9 protein-coding genes and 1 pseudogene are annotated in these 16,015 nt (G+C 58.2%); 9 read left to right on the top strand and 1 reads right to left on the bottom strand.

Features of this window, described 5'->3' with window-relative positions:
- The first annotated feature begins 248 nt into the window (after positions 1-248).
- A complete protein-coding gene (locus HUK72_RS24965; protein ID WP_176599203.1) occupies positions 249-2,525 on the top strand; it encodes a TonB-dependent receptor in 2,277 nt (758 codons plus the stop codon).
- A gap of 265 nt (positions 2,526-2,790) precedes the next feature.
- Here HUK72_RS24965 and HUK72_RS24970 read toward each other — a convergent pair whose 3' ends face one another.
- Positions 2,791-3,726, bottom strand: a complete 936-nt coding sequence (locus HUK72_RS24970) for an IS5 family transposase (protein ID WP_176599204.1) — start codon at positions 3,724-3,726, stop codon at positions 2,791-2,793.
- 169 nt (positions 3,727-3,895) lie between these two features.
- On the opposite strand from HUK72_RS24970, the pseudogene HUK72_RS27495 reads away from it, so the two are divergent.
- The 8 genes and pseudogenes from HUK72_RS27495 to HUK72_RS25015 form a co-directional block, all read left to right on the top strand.
- A pseudogene (locus HUK72_RS27495) lies at positions 3,896-4,842 on the top strand (IS630 family transposase); the annotation flags it as partial.
- A 1,049-nt stretch (positions 4,843-5,891) separates the two neighbouring features.
- On the top strand, positions 5,892-8,141 hold the full coding sequence (locus tag HUK72_RS24985) for a TonB-dependent receptor (protein WP_176599206.1): 2,250 nt from the start codon (positions 5,892-5,894) through the stop codon (positions 8,139-8,141).
- Between the two features lie 188 nt (positions 8,142-8,329).
- Positions 8,330-9,505: a serine hydrolase domain-containing protein gene (locus tag HUK72_RS24990; protein ID WP_176599207.1), complete on the top strand. Its 1,176-nt coding sequence runs from the start codon at positions 8,330-8,332 to the stop codon at positions 9,503-9,505.
- A gap of 244 nt (positions 9,506-9,749) precedes the next feature.
- Positions 9,750-10,844 carry a phosphotransferase gene (locus HUK72_RS24995; RefSeq protein WP_176599208.1) on the top strand — a complete coding sequence of 365 codons (1,095 nt, stop codon included), beginning with the start codon at positions 9,750-9,752 and terminating at the stop codon, positions 10,842-10,844.
- A gap of 190 nt (positions 10,845-11,034) precedes the next feature.
- A complete protein-coding gene (locus tag HUK72_RS25000; protein WP_176599209.1) occupies positions 11,035-12,156 on the top strand; it encodes an SRPBCC family protein in 1,122 nt (373 codons plus the stop codon).
- An 89-nt stretch (positions 12,157-12,245) separates the two neighbouring features.
- Positions 12,246-12,986 carry an SDR family NAD(P)-dependent oxidoreductase gene (locus tag HUK72_RS25005; RefSeq protein WP_176599210.1) on the top strand — a complete coding sequence of 247 codons (741 nt, stop codon included), beginning with the start codon at positions 12,246-12,248 and terminating at the stop codon, positions 12,984-12,986.
- A 749-nt stretch (positions 12,987-13,735) separates the two neighbouring features.
- The gene (locus HUK72_RS25010; protein WP_066562783.1) at positions 13,736-13,933 is read left to right on the top strand and encodes a hypothetical protein; all 198 of its coding nucleotides are present in this window, start codon (positions 13,736-13,738) and stop codon (positions 13,931-13,933) included.
- A 105-nt stretch (positions 13,934-14,038) separates the two neighbouring features.
- Positions 14,039-15,994: a recombinase family protein gene (locus HUK72_RS25015; RefSeq protein WP_255326009.1), complete on the top strand. Its 1,956-nt coding sequence runs from the start codon at positions 14,039-14,041 to the stop codon at positions 15,992-15,994.
- Positions 15,995-16,015: the final 21 nt, after the last annotated feature.

A 16,015-nucleotide genomic window follows, 5' to 3' on the forward strand; every position in this document is an offset into this window, starting at 1 on the left:
CAGTTCACGATGTTGAAAGGGGTGTAGGCGGAGCAGCGTCTAGGATTTTATGCCAAAATGGTGTTGCAAATTGATTATGCTTTGATCATGTCTAGGATGCGTTGACAAATTTCGTGTCTGTAGGGGAAACTTAGATCCGAGGCGGCGTCTACTATTCAGATGTAGCCTGGGAGGAATATGGTTATTCCGCGCACGAAGGCGCGCACGATATCGTCAACGTTATACTCATCGCAAAATGGACGGGCAGTATGCACAACAAAAAAATGAGGGGATTGAAGCGCTTTTCTCTGGCGCTCGGGGCTCTACTTTCGTCCGCTTCCTATGCGCAATCGCCAGCCGCTCAGGCGCGCACGGCGTCACCCGTCATCGACGGCGCAGCTGATACGGGCACGGAAATCATTGTCACGGCACAGCGGAGATCGGAGCGGCTGCAAGACACGCCCATCGCCGTGACCGCCGTAACAGCAGAGGTGGCGCAAAATCTTGGGCTGAATCAGATCCAGGATATCGCCGCGATCGCGCCTAGCGCGAGTTTCACGACGAGCAACAATTTCTTTTCGCCCTATATTCGGGGAATTGGCACTGCCTATGTCTCCATCGGTATCGAAGCGCCAGTCGCTATCTATGAGGATGGTGCTTATTTGACTCGCACCCTTTCGGCCAACGAGGTCCTAGGAAATTTCGACGTAGGAAGCATTCAGGTGCTGCGCGGGCCGCAGGGAACGCTATACGGGCGCAACGCGACCGGCGGCGTGGTTATTATCAATAGTGCTGATCCCGTCGACGAGATCCAAGGTCGAGTGCGGGGCGAGTTCGGCAATATTGATCATCGCCGCTTGGACGCCATGGTCAACGTGCCGCTTGGTCAAGACCTCGCTCTTCGCGTTACCGGGGGATACAGGCACGAAGGCGATTATATGCACAGCATCGTCCCCAACGCCCGGGACATCGGCGGCGGGCGAGCCTATAATGCTCGCGCGAAACTGCGTTGGAGCCCAGGTCGGGCCAATATCGTGCTTGGTGGGCAATATTATAACACGGCGTTTCGCCTGGGACTTGCTTCTTTAGGCCGAAATGATTCTACCTGTTACGCCTGTACGTTGGGTCCTGGGGTAGTGCCAGAGCCGCGTGACTTCTACGACTATACGGGAAACCAGACGGTGGCGCCCCTTCGAACCGAATTTTACGGCGCTAACCTGAACATGACGTTCGATTTTGATCAATTTGATGTATCAAGCGTCACGACCTATCGTCGCCAGAAAATCAGGGACAGCGTGGGGGATTCTGACAACACGCCAGCACTCATCTTCGAATTTGGCGTGCCGGAGTCTGGTGGTAAGTCAATTACGCAGGATTTACAGGTATCTTCAAAGCTTGAAGGCCGTTTTAATTATCTTTTCGGCCTTAGTTATCTGAACGACAATGCCTACTTCGATCCTTGCTTCTTAGGCGCGGCCTTTGGTGGGTTCAGCACCCCAGAAACCGGCGGCTGCTTTACTAATACGGCGAAGACTGTGTCTTATGCCGCGTTTCTCGAGACCTATTATGAGGTTTCGGATCAGCTGAAGGTGACGCTTGGCGGGCGTTACACCTATGAGGAGCGCAGTGCTTCCGGGAACACGAATGCAGTGCTCGGGACCCTGTTCGGCGCTGGAGGTGCTTTTTCATTCAAGCTGAGGGAGGCACAGCGTGCTTTCACACCTCGGTTTGTGTTGGCTTGGGACAATGGCCCCACCAACATCTACTACAGCTATACCCGTGGATTCAAAGCCGGCGGGTTTTCGGGACCGTTGGTGTTCCCGGCGGCCGCAATCAAGCCGGAGAAGATTTTTAGCCACGAAGTCGGTATCAAGCAGTCCATGTGGGATCACCGACTGCGCCTGAACGTCGCCGCCTTCTATTTCAAAAACAAGAATCAGCAGGTGCAGACACTCGATCCCCAGACGAGCAGTGCAACGGCGGAGAATGCAGGCGCTTTGGAAAATTACGGTGTCGAAGTCGAAGCGCAGGCGACACCGCTGGATGGGTTGAACATCGGTCTTAGTGGCGCATGGCAGCACGCGCGCTACAAACCATTCAGGAACGCCGCGGTCATCTGTTTCGATCCTACCGGCACGGCTGACCCCACCACACCCGGCTCCACGCTCTATTCTTGCTCTCGCGACCTGACGGGAACTGCGCCACCGCATGCACCTAACTGGTCGGGATCTTTCCACGCCAGTTATAAATTTGCTGTAGCGTCCTGGATCGCATCACTTTCGGGCATTGCGGAGTATCGCGGTCCGATCAACTATTTCTCGGGCGCAGGCGGCGATCTGGGATATGATCGGTCTGGAAGGCGAATACTGGTTAATGCTTCCGGTTATGTCAGCCCTCCCGGCGAAAATCTGAAGATCGGCTTCTACGCGAACAACCTCTTCAACAAAAAATATGCGGACTATCGGCAGACGGCCGCGCCGTGGGGTACAAGCTACACCCCTGGCCGTCCGCGCTCCTACGGCCTGCGGTTGGAGTATAGCTACTGAAGATAGCGAAGGAGGGAGCGTCGACTTGCCGACGGTCCCTCCTCGCACCTATGGCACATCTAGGGCGTTATCTCTTGGGGCCAGACTTCGGCGTAGTGCCAAGAAATTAGAATAGGCCAAGCGACAACGACAGTGAGCTTCGGCACGGTCGGCGCTTCTGTGCCGGAATAATGAGACCTGTGCGCGGGTGGGCGTAGAGCTATGAAATCGCGTAGATATTTGGTGATTTATCGATCCGGCCTGCGATCTGCGGTCGGAGGCGATATCATGCTGGAGCCGAGAGAATATTCATCGTGCGCTTGAGGTTGTAGGCGATGGCGGTGAGGTGGACTTGGACGGCGGCTTTGGCGAGACCTCGCCATCGCATTCGACGCAGGCCATAGCATCGCTTCCATGTACCGAAGATCTTCTCGATGCGGGCGCGCATGCGATGGATCGGTTGATTCCATTCATGGAGCTTGCGCAGCGTTTCAGCTTCGTCGCGGCCCCACATGCCGGTGGCGACGATCCGGGGAGTGCCGCCCTTTGCCAGCACGGCATCACAAAAGTGATTGCCGCGATAGGCGCTGTCGGCAAACACCTCACCGGGATTGTCGGGCAAGGCTTGGGGACCTGCTTTGCCGTCATTGATATTTGCCGGTGTGATGGACACTTCCTCGACCAACGCGGTAGCGGCATCGGCGCCCACGTGGGCCTTGAAGCCGTGAACAGCCCGTTTTCTTTTGTGCTTCATCCAGCGCGCATCATCATCGTCTTCACTGGCCGAGGCAATGATGGTGGCATCGACCAGTGTACCGGTCTTGACCGTCACCGCTTTGGCCTTGAGCTGCATGGTCACGGTTTCAAACAGCGATCGGTCCAGTTGGTGCGCGACCAGCAGCCGACGGAATCTGACAAACGCGGTACGCTCGGGCGTCGCCTCATTCGCGGAAAACCCACAGAAGCGGCGAAAAGAGGCCCGGTCGTCCAAGGCCTCAGCCAGCTTCACATCGGACAGATCATACCAGATCGACAACAGGAGCGCTTTGAATATTGCCAGAGGCGGCCAGGCGGGTTCACCTTTGGAGGCCGGATAAAGCGGATCGAGAAGAACCGTGACCGCGCGCCAATCAATCAGCGATACAAGCGCGTCCAGGGATGACGTCGTCCTCTCGGACCCTGAAAACCCAAACCGCTCCTGCCCAATTGAACGCTGCGCCACGGCCACTCTCCTCATTGGAAAGCCCATAGAATCAGCAATTCACGCGCCTGTCTACGCCCACCCGCGCACAGGTCTCCATAATACCAGCGCGCGCTGAGGCTGACTCACATGAAGGATTCCCAAACGGCTGATGATCTGATTCGATGTTGCAGGCACATGGAGGCTTGCAATGGCGGCAGCGATAGGCGTTCGATCTGACTATACATCGGAGGATTTGCGTCGGTTTGCACGACAAAGTGGTGATGTTGATCAGGTTCGGCGGCTGTTGGCGGTGGCCGTGATCCTGGACGGCGGGAGCCGGAGCGAAGCGGCGAAGGTTGCCGGCGTCACTCTGCAGATCGTGCGCGACTGGGTACTACGGTTCAACGCGCGTGGTCCCGATGGTCTGGCGACGCGCAAGGCGCCGGGGCGGGCCTCGATCCTGAACGACGAGCAGCGCGCCCGGCTTGCAGCACAAGTCGAAACCGGGCCGATCCCTGCCGCGCATGGCGTGGTGCGCTGGCGACTGTGCGACCTGGCGCAGTGGATCCGGGACGAGTTCGAACTGTCGGTTACGCGCCACACCCTTGGCCGTGAACTTCGCGCGATGGGCTACCGCAAGCTCTCGGCGCGGCCACGCCATCGGGGCCAGAATGGCGATGACATTGCCGATTTTAAAAAAGCTTTGCCGCCCGTCTGGCGCAGATCAGGCGGCGGCTCCCGAGAGGAACGTCGATAGAGCTGTGGTGGCAGGACGAGGCCCGCGTCGGCCAGCAAACCAAGCTCACCCGGCGTTGGGCCAGGCGCGGCACCCGCCCCTCGGCGCCCAAGGATCAGCGACGAGCCTCGGCTTGGCTCTTCGGCGCGATCCGCCCCGCTGAAGGCAAGGCCGCCGGCATCGTCATGCCCCGCTGTAACAGCGAGGCCATGAGCATGCACCTCGAGGAAATCGCCTTCCATGTCGCGCCGGGCGCGCATGCCGTGCTCATCCTTGATCAGGCCGGATGGCACGGCTCCGCCGAACTGGTCGTGCCTCCCAACATCACCCTGATGCCGCTGCCCCCCAGGCGCCCCGAGCTCAACCCAGTCGAGAACGTATGGCAGTTCATGCGCGACAACTGGCTGTCGAACCGCATCTCCATCGCGCGCTGCCAGTTTCAGATTTTGTTTCTGTTCTTCACGGTGGCGGAGCAAAATGGCCAAACCCTTGCGCGGGTCGTCGCCTCGGTGGAGCGATACGGTGGCTGTGAGGGACGGGGGGCACCAGCGTTCCGCCGGCGATCTGAAGCTTGGCCGGCCTTGCCGCGAAAGCCTGGGCAACGCCTAGTTTGGCAATGTCACCCGATCTCCAACGAGCGGTATATTACTGGGAAGATCTGATCGATGGCTTCGATACGATGGGCATCCACCGGACCCGCCGTGCCGGCAGCGCTCGAGACATAAGCAGCTCAGGCTGCACATAGCTCGCGACGGGCTAGCAGCAGCTCTCCAGATAGGGGTCCAATGATACCAGGCTTATTTTAGCCATGCTGAGAGAGGGTAGAACAGCAAGGGATATTGTCTCGTCTGTTTCGAGAAGCCCGTCTACGTTTCCTGGGGAAGCCGTGCGACAAACTCACTTGACTTGCCGCTGGAAATGCTGATAATAGGACCTATTACCTACATGCGAATTGGTATAAAGATACTATCTGCCGCCGCGTATCGACCTTTTTAACAGGTCGCCGCGCTCCACGCGCAGCAATGGGACTAGCGGGAATTTACCCGACCAGGAGGATTGTTTTGGAAAGGCGAAGCGAATTGCGATCGGATTGGGCGCCGTGCTTTCCGGGATTTACGCAGGGTTCGCACCAACCTTAGCAGCTGGCCCTCTTGTAAGCCGGGTTATCTGCGCAGGGGCTGTCTCCGCCTCTGGGGTCAGGCGACCCCAGCTGCCACGGTGGAAGCGGTTCCGCGAAAACTGTTAGCGAAGAGGCGTGGTGCGAGGTTGAGCAGCGAACTTCGGAGTGGACGCAAAGAGAGCCGACATGACGCGCGTAGCACGGAGTTTTGTTGTTGAGCCGTTAACATGGCTCACTGTTGCAAGTGATGCGGAGGCGTCAACGCCACGCGAAGCAGCCATAATCCTGCACTATGCTTGGGTTACTATCAACTAACTGCGACATCGGAATATAAAGGGGAGTGATAATATGAAAAGCAACTTGAAATTCGCGCTTCTGGTTTGTGCATCGGGCCTCGTTTTTGCGGCCAGCGCCTTGCCTGCTTACGCACAAGGGGTCGCTTCGGCGGAAGGCTCCGGGGCAGAAAATGCGGCGCCCTCAACGGGCGACATCATCGTCACGGCCCAGCGCCGGTCCGAACGCCTCCGGGATGTTCCCATTGCTATAACGGCTATATCGGCGGAATCAGCGACGCAACTTGGCCTCCGCAACTTACGAGATCTCAAGCTAGTGGTTCCCAACGTGGATTTCGGGATCACAAGTGGATTTCTTGCACTGTCCATGCGCGGTATCGGTTCCCCTGTAGCCAATCCCGGACTCGAAGCACCCGTGTCGATCTATGTCGATAACGTCTATCTGGCGCGGACTGGAGGCCTTAACCAGCTGCTCGATGTCGTCGACGCCGGCACGTTAGAGGTTCTTCGTGGTCCCCAGGGTACCCTTTACGGCAGAAACGCAACGGGAGGTGTCCTCCGTATATCCAGCGCCCAGCCGACCAACAATTTCGAAGGCCGCATTCTTGGCGAATATGGCCGTTTTGATCACAAGCAACTGGAAGCCATGCTGAACGTCCCCTTGACGGATACTTTGGCTGTGCGCTTCGCGGGTCGCTATGCGAAAGAAGACGGCTATGTGACCAACATCTTCAACGGGAACAAGCTTGGCGCAACCAATAACTACACGGCCCGCGCCCGGCTCAAATGGGATCCAAGCGAGACCGTCAGCGTTACGGGGGGCGTTGAGTGGCAGCGCAGCAGAGCTCGGACCTTCGTAGGAGCGCTGGCTGAAGGCGCGCCCACCTGCTATGTTTGCCTGCGAAGTCCGGTTACCGTGCCGGGTCCCTTTGAGGCAAATCAGGATACGGATATTCCTTATTACAACCGGATGTTCCGGGCCGACCTGCGTATCAACGTTGAGCTTGGTAACTTCGACCTGACCAGCACGACCGGCTACTTCAATAATTTCAGCCGTCAGTTGGCCGAAGCCGACACGACGCCCGTCGCTGCTTTCAACTTCCTCGTATCTGGCAATGGTGGCAAAAGTTATTCACAGGAACTTCAGCTCGCCTCGAACCTGGACGGCCCGCTAAATTTCGTGGTCGGCGGGAACTATTACGTCGATAAGCCTTACATCAACATCGCCTTGGCTGGTTCTGATTATGGTGTTGGTCCTCTCGATGAGTTCACCTTCCGCAACAGCAACTCCGTGAAGACGACCTCGAAATCGGCGTTCCTCGAGGCGTACTATAAGTTCAACGATCGGATAAAAGCGACGGTTGGCGGCCGCTATACCAGTGATCGGCGCGTACTGAACGTGAGCAATGGTCCCGGCTTCATAGGTTTTGGTGCCGCCCCAAGTTATACGCGCAGCGCAACCTTCAACGCCTTTACGCCCCGCTTTGTCCTCGCTTGGGAGAATGGTGACACCAACGTATATTACAGTTACACTCGCGGTTTCAAAGCCGGTGGTTTCAACACTCCGGCGCCTTTTCCTCCCGCTCCCATCCGTCCCGAGAAGGTATTCAGCCACGAAATTGGCGTGAAGAATAGTGCTTTTGATGGAAAGCTGCGATCCAGTCTCGCGGTCTTCTACTATAAGAACAAGGGCCTGCAGCAATCGGTGATCGATGCCCAGAGCGGCGGCACAAGCACGACAAATGCCGGCTCGGCCGAAGGCTATGGCGTGGAATTGGAGCTCAATGCTACGCCGATGGATGGCCTCAACCTCGGCGGGTCGGCAGCGTATCTCCATGCCACCTATTCGGATTACAGGAACGCATCGATCATCTGTTTCGATCCTACCGGTACGTCCAATCCTGCAGCTCCCGGCGCAACGCTCTACAGCTGCTCGACTGACCTGACCGGCACCACTTTGCCACATGCGCCCCGCTTCACGGCGTCGCTCAATGCCAGCTACACCTTCGCGGTGGCCGACTGGACCGCGAACTTGGCGGGCGTGATGCAGTACCGCTCCAAGTTCCTGTTCTATCCGGGGGCTAGTGGCGAGGCGCAGTTCGACAAGGAAGCGGGATATGCGGTCGTCAACTTCTCGGGCTATGTCAGCCCGCCTAGCATGGACAAGTTGCGTGTGGGCTTCTACTTGGACAACGCATTCAACAAGGATTACGCAATTCTGAAAACCACTTTCCAGCCCTATGCCTTGATACGCGATGCGGCCAAGCCGCGCACTTACGGTATTCGTGCCGAGTATAGCTTCTAATTCTAGACGGGAGCCGCCAGCGTTTTAGCGCCGGCGGCTCTCCTTTTACGCATTGGAAGCTTTCAGAACAAAGCGGGCAAGGCGATGTCCGACGCATCGACGATCCGGTTAGCTCGCCTTGAAAGATGTCGAATACCATGCCTACCGCTGGGCGCGGCCAAGAGTCAGGCTATAATTGCGAGGGATCGATGACGTTTGACGGAACTACTGGATCGGCTTCCTCATCAGGCCAGGTCAATGGGACCGTTGCTCCGGGCTACGATGCTGTGCGTGCCGCTTTCGAAGATAATCTCGCGTCCGGCCTCGAAATCGGGGCCTCCTTTGCGGTCTATCGCGGGGGCAGGGCGGTGGTGGATTTATGGGGTGGCCAGGCAGTCGGAGGTGCTGGCAATATCGCCGAGGACACGCTCTACGGCATTTTCTCTGCGACCAAGGGGGCGACCGCGATTTGCATCGCAATGCTGGTGGACCGGGGCAAGCTTGATTACGAAGCGCCGTTATCGTCCTACTGGCCTGAATTCGCAGCGGGCGGCAAAGCTGCGATTACCGTGGGCGAAATGATGTCGCACCAAGCCGGGCTGACCGGTCCGCATGCGCCCGTGACGTTGCAGGACTTTATCGATCATGACTCGGTAGCCGAGCTGCTGGCGGCGCAAACCCCCTGCTTCCGGCCGGGGCTTTTTGGCTATCACGCACTGACCTTCGGCGTCCTTGCGGACGAGCTAGTCCGGCGGGTGGACGGACGCGCCTTGGGGCACTTCTTCGAAGAGGAGGTGAGGAGCGAATTAGAGATCGACGTTTTCCTCGGCCTGCCGCTCGAGCAGGACCACCGCTATACGACCATCGTGTCGGCCATGGACGATAGCACGATGTTCTACGATTGTCCCAATCCGAGTGCTTTGCAGGCTATGGGGAACCCCCCCATCATTCCCGAATGGCCCAACGATCGGATCTGGCGGGAAGGAGGCATACCTGCTGGCGGCGGGGTAGCCAGCGCACGTGGCCTCGCTGCTCTTTATGACGCGCTTTTGAGCGATAACGGGCCCAAGCTTATCAGCCCATCCGCGCTGAAACAGGCCACGCGCGAGCGGGTCGCAGGAATCGACCAGTGCTTTGGCGGCGTCAACCGATATGCCGCGGGCTTCAGCTTGAATGTCGGGACCATGGGATCGAACCCGGCGTCGTTTGGGCATGCGGGCTTTGGCGGAAGTATGGCCTTTGCCGATCCGACCCGCAGACTTGGCGTCGGCTACACGACGAATCAGATGTTGAATCCCGACTGGCAGGCGGCCGATCCGCGTCTCACATCGCTCTTGCGAGCGCTATACAAAGCGGAGGCAGTTATCGGTAGCAGCCGGGTATAGTCGACGGTGACGGAAAGTCAGCCTGTGGCAGATATTTACTCTCCTGCGCTTATCAACAGCTCCTGGGCGAGGCAATTTGGTGTGCGGGTCGGACCGCGTGCGACCGTCGAGCTAGGCAGCGGGAATCTGCGCATTTACAAGTGAGGAAAGTGCTCGCCGCTAGCGTGGGACGGAGCCAAGCCCTCAGCCCACCGATGCCGAATAACAGCTGATAAGGTTGACAACGAATATCTGGAGAGAATCGATGTTGTTCCCGCAACGGCCCGATGATATCACGCCCGCTCTGCTGAATGCGTTGGCGGCGAAACAACATCGCGGCGTGACCGTCGAGAATGTCGAGATCGTTGACGTCAAGGATAGCGGCTCCACGGCCGCCTCAAGCTCTGCTCTCGTTACGATTAAGGTCGACTATGCAGGCACCGGTCATGGACTGCCTGAGAACCTTTTGATCAAGACGACACAAAGTGATTCGTCTCTTTGGTATAGTAACCTGCGTGCTCTATATGTGAATGAACTCGATTTTTATAGCAAGCTGAGGCCGGAACTTCATTTCGAGGCGCCAGTGTCGCTTGGCGGTGCCATGCGCGAGGATGGGCTCTACGTTCTGGCAATCGAAGACGTTCGCAAGCGCGGCGCGAAGTTTCACACGGTTCTCACCGATGACGTCACCGCTGAACATGCCTTTAATGTGCTGGACACGCTCGCCCGGCTTCATGCCCGCTACTGGGATACGCCGCGGTTCAAAAGCGACCTATGCTGGCTGCAGACCCATGTTGGCGGCGAACTCGAGACTTTCCTTCGTCAGCAGACCAGCCAGAGCAATGAGCTTAAAATCAGCCGGTACAAGCGCGAGCTTCTGAGTATTTTGAAGTTAACTGAAGCCCAGCTTCACACATATTCGATTGCCGTCAATGAGCATCAGTCCAGCCAGCCGAACACGATCGTGCACGGCGATCCGCATTTAGGCAATATTTACTTTCTTCCCGATCGCAAGGCGGGACTGGTCGACTTTCAGTGCGTTGTGAAAGGGCATGCCGCACATGATCTTGGCTATTTTATCAATGTCGCCCTGCCGGTGGAAGTGCGCCGTCGTGAAGAGCGTCACCTCCTCGACTTTTACCGCGAAAAGCTCATCGAATATGGCGTCAGAAACGCCCCGGATCGGGACACGCTGTGGCTTGAATATCGGCGGGCGCTTATCTGGGGGATATATCCAGCCTGGCTGCCTGTTCCGGCGGAGAATTACGGTATGGAACATACGGCGGTGGTCCTCCTCCGGTTGGTTGCCGCATTCCAAGATCACGAAGGTGTGAAGTTGCTGGAAGAGTTAGTCGCTTAATGAGACGCCTTTGTCACAATGATCGTCGCTTTCGCTCGTCCTTCACGAGCTGGGCGATTACGAACCGTCAACGCCAAGGCGCTGTGGCTCGGCAAGCTTTTCTGGAAGCTATGGGGTCGGCCGTTTGCTCGTCGGCAGAAGATCTCCGGCGCAGGTCTCTCATCTCCAGCGCGCGCGAGAGCGCAGGACTGTGGCACATCTCGCTAACGGTCGGACGACCGACCTTGCCGATGCGCCGCTTGCCATTCCGGCAAGCGAATATACTGATCCGTCGAGGTTCGAAGCGGAGCGCCAGAAGATTTTCGGCAGTCTTCCACTCCTTGCCTGCCTGTCGGGTGATGTGGCTGAACCCGGCGACAAATTCATTTTCGATGCAGTGGGTCCCTCGATCCTCATTATGCGCGGCAAGGATCGTAAGGTCCGTGCCTTCCTCAATATGTGTACGCATCGCGGCGCGCGGCTCGTCGCGACGTGCGAACGGCGCAAGCTTGTGGTCTGCCCGTTCCACGCCTGGAGCTTCAATTTGGAAGGCAAGCTTGTCCGTATACCGAAGAAGGACTGCTTTGACGAAGGTGGCCGCATCAGCCGGGATCTGATTTCGGTACCGATCGGTGAATGGGGCGGCATGATATTCGTCAAGGCCCACGCAGGCGAAGAAGAGATCGACATCGAGGAATGGCTCGGGGACCTTGGCCCGCAGTTGCTCGCCCTCGACCTGGGAAGGGCCAAGCCAGTTATTTGTCAGCAGGTCGATACCGCGGCTAACTGGAAATATTGCCTCGATACCTTTGGAGAAGCCTATCACTTCAAAGTCTTGCACGCGACGACAATTGCTCAGATGTCGGTCCCGGACGTCGCGATATTCGACGCTTTCGGGCCGCACCACCGCGTCTGTTTCACCGACAATCATTATAAAGACTGTGTCGGACAGCCAGAGGCGAAGTGGCCTGAGGTGCCGTATACCGGCAGCCACCTGATTTTTCCCAACACTATCCTATATCCGGCGGCGCATCAGGGAGGGGTGGGCATGTACCGACTCTTTCCCGGAGAAAGCGTTGGAAAATGTTTCACGCATATGTCGGTATATCGCACGTCGGATGCGGCGGAGACGGTGACCGATCAATCGCTTATTGAGGGCCATAACTGGAACGTCGAGATCGTGGCGGGCGAAGATTATAGTGTGTCCGAAAGCGGCCAGCGGAATCTCGAACACGCACCGAAGGACTTCGAGCTGATATTGGGGCGCAACGAGATAGCGTTGCAAAATATGCACCGCCATATCGACGCCATCGTCGGGCCGTCCGAGCGTTAAACCTGACTACGGCGCCTGCGGGTCCGGCGCCGTCTGCCCAGGAGGCAGACGCAGGCTGCTCAAACAAAGAATATGTGGGAGAATTTTGGATGAAGCGTTTTTCTGGCAAAGCCGTCATCGTAACCGGTGCGGGTTCGGGAATCGGCCGGGCGACAGCACTTGCTTTCGCACGCGAAGGTGCGCGGGTGCTCATCGCTGACATACGGGAGGACCGCATTGCCGAAACGGTCGACCTTATTCACCAAGAGGGCGGCACAGCCAAGCCATTTCGCGTCGACGTTTCAGTGGCAGCGGAAGTCAACGCCATGGTCGATGCGGCTGTGAAGGCCTTCGGGCAGCTTGACGTCCTCTTCAGCAATGCTGCGATCGTGGACAAGGGCGCAGCATGTGCTGATATCGACGACGATTTGTGGGCAAGGATTATGGACGTAAATGTGGCAGGAACATTCTACGCGATCCGCGCCGCCCTGCCGTATCTGGTTAAAAGCAAAGGCAATGTTGTAGTGACAGCGTCCATCGCGAGTTTTGGAGGGTTGGGGGGCGGTGCGGCCTATACTGCGTCGAAATTTGGCGTGGTCGGCCTGGTGAATCAGCTTGCCGTCGAGACTGCGGCAGACGGCGTTCGGATCAATGCGGTGGCTCCTGGCGGTGTCCGCACGAACATCTTTGACTTCGACAGCGTTGAGGACATGGTGGTCGCTGTGACGCCCCTGGGACGATTTGCCGCGCCTGAAGAAATAGCGGCGCCCGTTCTGTTTCTGGCGTCGGACGCCGCTAGTTATATCACGGGTACGGTGTTGCGCGTCGATGGGGGCTGGCGCTCTAAATAAATAGAGTTTGCGGGCCACAGGTCCATTTAAGGCTCGGAAGATCGAAAATGCCCATGCCCCTGATATATAACGGGTTTTCCCAACGATTCAGCGCGTTGAGCGGTGTCTTGGTGCGCTTGCCAACATTGCAAAGCTGCCGGGTATATGCGACCTGGCTTGACGTCGAGCTTGTCGGACGAGTGGGGATGTGATCGATCCTGCTGCTGATGCCCGCTGAGGTGGTCCCGCTTATTTGGACAGGTTTGCGGCGAATTTAAGCTCATCCGTGTTGTCGTTCATGCCGCCATTTGGGTGACCAGATCATGGGGGGCATGCCCCCCATGATCTGAAGCGTCGATTTGCCCATATGCCTCGGCCGGGGTTTTGCCCGCAAGGCGCTAATGAGGGCGGTGATGATTGTACAACACGGCGACGCAACGCCCACGGGACCGATATCCGGGAAGTTATCTATCAATGGCACCCCTGGAGGGGTCGGCCGATCCACGTGCATCAAGCCGTGGAACGCGCCGGGGGGATTGTTTTTCGGTGCAACCTCACAGGTACGACGTCCGATCGCTTGCTTGAGATTCCGGCGTGGATGTTTGACCGCGCTGTTTGTACCATGACGTGCCTTGAAGCTGCATCTCGCGTGGATATCGGCGCGCTGAGCGCGCTGTCCAGACTCCTGCAGGTGGCAGCCAAGAAGATTTCGGCTTCATCGGTTTCGAGCGCAGCATTCAGCCCTCACGACTCGTATTCGGGAGGTCTTGATGGCACGCAAGCCGATGACAGTGCAGCTCGATCTGTTCTCCAGCCCCAGCGGTTCCGGGATCGCGCAGCTTCCGCGATGGCAGACCCTGCCGCCGCCGACACGCCAAGCGTTGATGCCGCTGATCGTACGCCTGCTACTCGAGCATATCGACAGCGATCCCGTCGCGGAACCACGGGAGACGTACGATGAACTTTGAGAAGATCGGCCCGCAGCATCTCGAGCGCAAGGCGATCCTGTATGTGCGGCAGTCCTCCCCCATCAGGTGCTTCACAACCGGGAGAGCAGCGCTCTGCAATACGCAATGCGCGATCGCCTGGTCACTTTGGGATGGTCTCGCATCGAGACCGTCGACGAAGATCTTGGCCGATCAGCCGCAGGAGGTGTGACACGCGCTGGTTTCGACCGGATGGTTGCCAAGGTCTGCCTTGGCAAAGTCGGTGCAGTCGCTGCACGGGAAGTTTCGCGCTTCGCCCGCAACAGCCGTGACTGGCAACAGCTTATCGAGATGTGCCGGGTCGTCGACACGGTTTTGATCGACCAAGAGACCGTGTACGCCCCGCGCCAAGGTAATGACCGACTGCTGCTGGGCCTGAAGGGAAGCCTCAAAGAGTATGAACTGGATCTTCTGCGCCAGCGTTCGCTCTCGGCCCGCTACGAGAAGGCTCGACGCGGCGAACTAATCGTTGCGGCCCCGGTCGGCTTCGTGAAGGTCGGCGACCGGATCGAGAAGGATCCTGATCGTCGGGTCCAAGAAGCCATCGCCCTGGTGTTTGACAAGGTCGCCGAGCTCGGCAGTGCACGGCAAGCGCTGCTCTGGTTTATCGAGCATGGGCTGGACCTTCCCGCCAAGCGCAACAACGGCGATGTCGAGTGGCGCAAGCCGAACTACGCAACCATTCACCGGATGATCGAGAACCCGATTTACGGTGGCGCCTATGCCTATGGTAAAAGCCGCACCGCCACCGGATATAATGGCGGCGGTATGCGATCGCAGAGTCGCCGCAAGGCGCGGGACGAGTGGCTGGCGCTCATCCCTGGTTCGCACGAAGGCTATGTCAGTTGGGAGCGATCGGAGATTATCCGCAAGATGGTGAGCGACAATGTTCCCACTAGTCGGCATCATGGGGCGCCCAAGCATGGCGATGCACTGCTCACCGGGCTCGTCCGATGCCGGCGGTGCGGCCGCAAGCTGACCGTGCGTTACACTGGTGCCAGGCATGATATTCCCCGCTATTCCTGCTGGCGGGGCCTGCTCGACAATGGCGAGCCGCGTTGTATCGCATTCGGCGGATTACGCGTCGATGATGCGATCGAGCAGGCGCTCATTCCGGTCCTCGAACCCGGAGCGATTGCGGCCGCGGTTGAAGCCGAAGCACAAGCAGCCAGTCGCCGCGATCAGGTCCGCGACGCGCTGATGCGCGATTTCGAAGCGGCCCGTTACGAGGCCGATCGGGCCTTCCGACAATATGATGCGGCCGATCCTCAGAACCGGTTGGTAACGGCGGAACTGGAAGCCCGATGGAACCGCGCACTCACGCGCGTCAGTGAAGTGGAAGCCAGGATCGCCGCGCATGATGCCGCGATGCCGCAACCAGCGTCGACGTCCCTGAAGGAGATCGACGGCCTTGCCGCCGATCTCAAAGCCGTCTGGAAAGACCCGCAGACCGATGCGCGCTTGAAGAAGCGCATCGTGCGCACTCTCATCCAAGAGATAATCGCTGACATCGACGGCGACGCATCCGAGATCGTGTTGCTGATCCATTGGGCGGGCGGCGTCCATACCGAGTTACGACTGCCCAAGCGCCGCAAGGGACAGCGTAACAGCACCCCGGCCGACGTCATTGTCGCCGTGCGCCAACTCGTGCTCATCGCCAATGACGACCTGATCGCTGGGATCCTCAACCGGAACGGGCTGATGACCGGGCACGGCAACCGCTGGACGCGTGAACGGGTCACCGCGCTGAGGTCGCATCACAAGATTCCGGTCTTCCGCGCAGGAACCGATGGCGATGTTCCATGGCTGAACTTGAGCCAGGCGGCCCGCCAAATCGGCGTGACCCCGAAGACGCTCCGGGTCGCAGCGGAAGCCGGCGAGATCGAAGGCATCCATCCTCTACCAGAAGGACCATGGATATTCAGCCGGGCCGAACTTGGTGGATCTGCCGCCCATCAACTCGTAAACCGCGCCCGGGAAAACCCAAAATACCCCACGGGATCGCATCCCGATCAGCAAAGCCTATTTACTTCAACAACATAGACAGATGGGTGTTATGAAGCA

It is taken from the genome of Sphingobium sp. 15-1 (assembly GCF_013375535.1).
Lineage (GTDB): Bacteria > Pseudomonadota > Alphaproteobacteria > Sphingomonadales > Sphingomonadaceae > Sphingobium > Sphingobium aromaticivastans.

Excerpts from the sequence above, each read along its gene's own strand:
- HUK72_RS24965 (WP_176599203.1), top strand. The coding sequence starts at position 249 with ATGCACAACAAAAAAATGAGGGGATTGAAGCGCTTTTCTCTGGCGCTC.
- HUK72_RS24985 (WP_176599206.1), top strand. The coding sequence starts at position 5,892 with ATGAAAAGCAACTTGAAATTCGCGCTTCTGGTTTGTGCATCGGGCCTC.
- HUK72_RS24990 (WP_176599207.1), top strand. The coding sequence starts at position 8,330 with ATGACGTTTGACGGAACTACTGGATCGGCTTCCTCATCAGGCCAGGTC.
- HUK72_RS24995 (WP_176599208.1), top strand. The coding sequence starts at position 9,750 with ATGTTGTTCCCGCAACGGCCCGATGATATCACGCCCGCTCTGCTGAAT.
- HUK72_RS25005 (WP_176599210.1), top strand. The coding sequence starts at position 12,246 with ATGAAGCGTTTTTCTGGCAAAGCCGTCATCGTAACCGGTGCGGGTTCG.
- HUK72_RS25010 (WP_066562783.1), top strand. The coding sequence starts at position 13,736 with ATGGCACGCAAGCCGATGACAGTGCAGCTCGATCTGTTCTCCAGCCCC.
- HUK72_RS25015 (WP_255326009.1), top strand. The coding sequence starts at position 14,039 with ATGCGCGATCGCCTGGTCACTTTGGGATGGTCTCGCATCGAGACCGTC.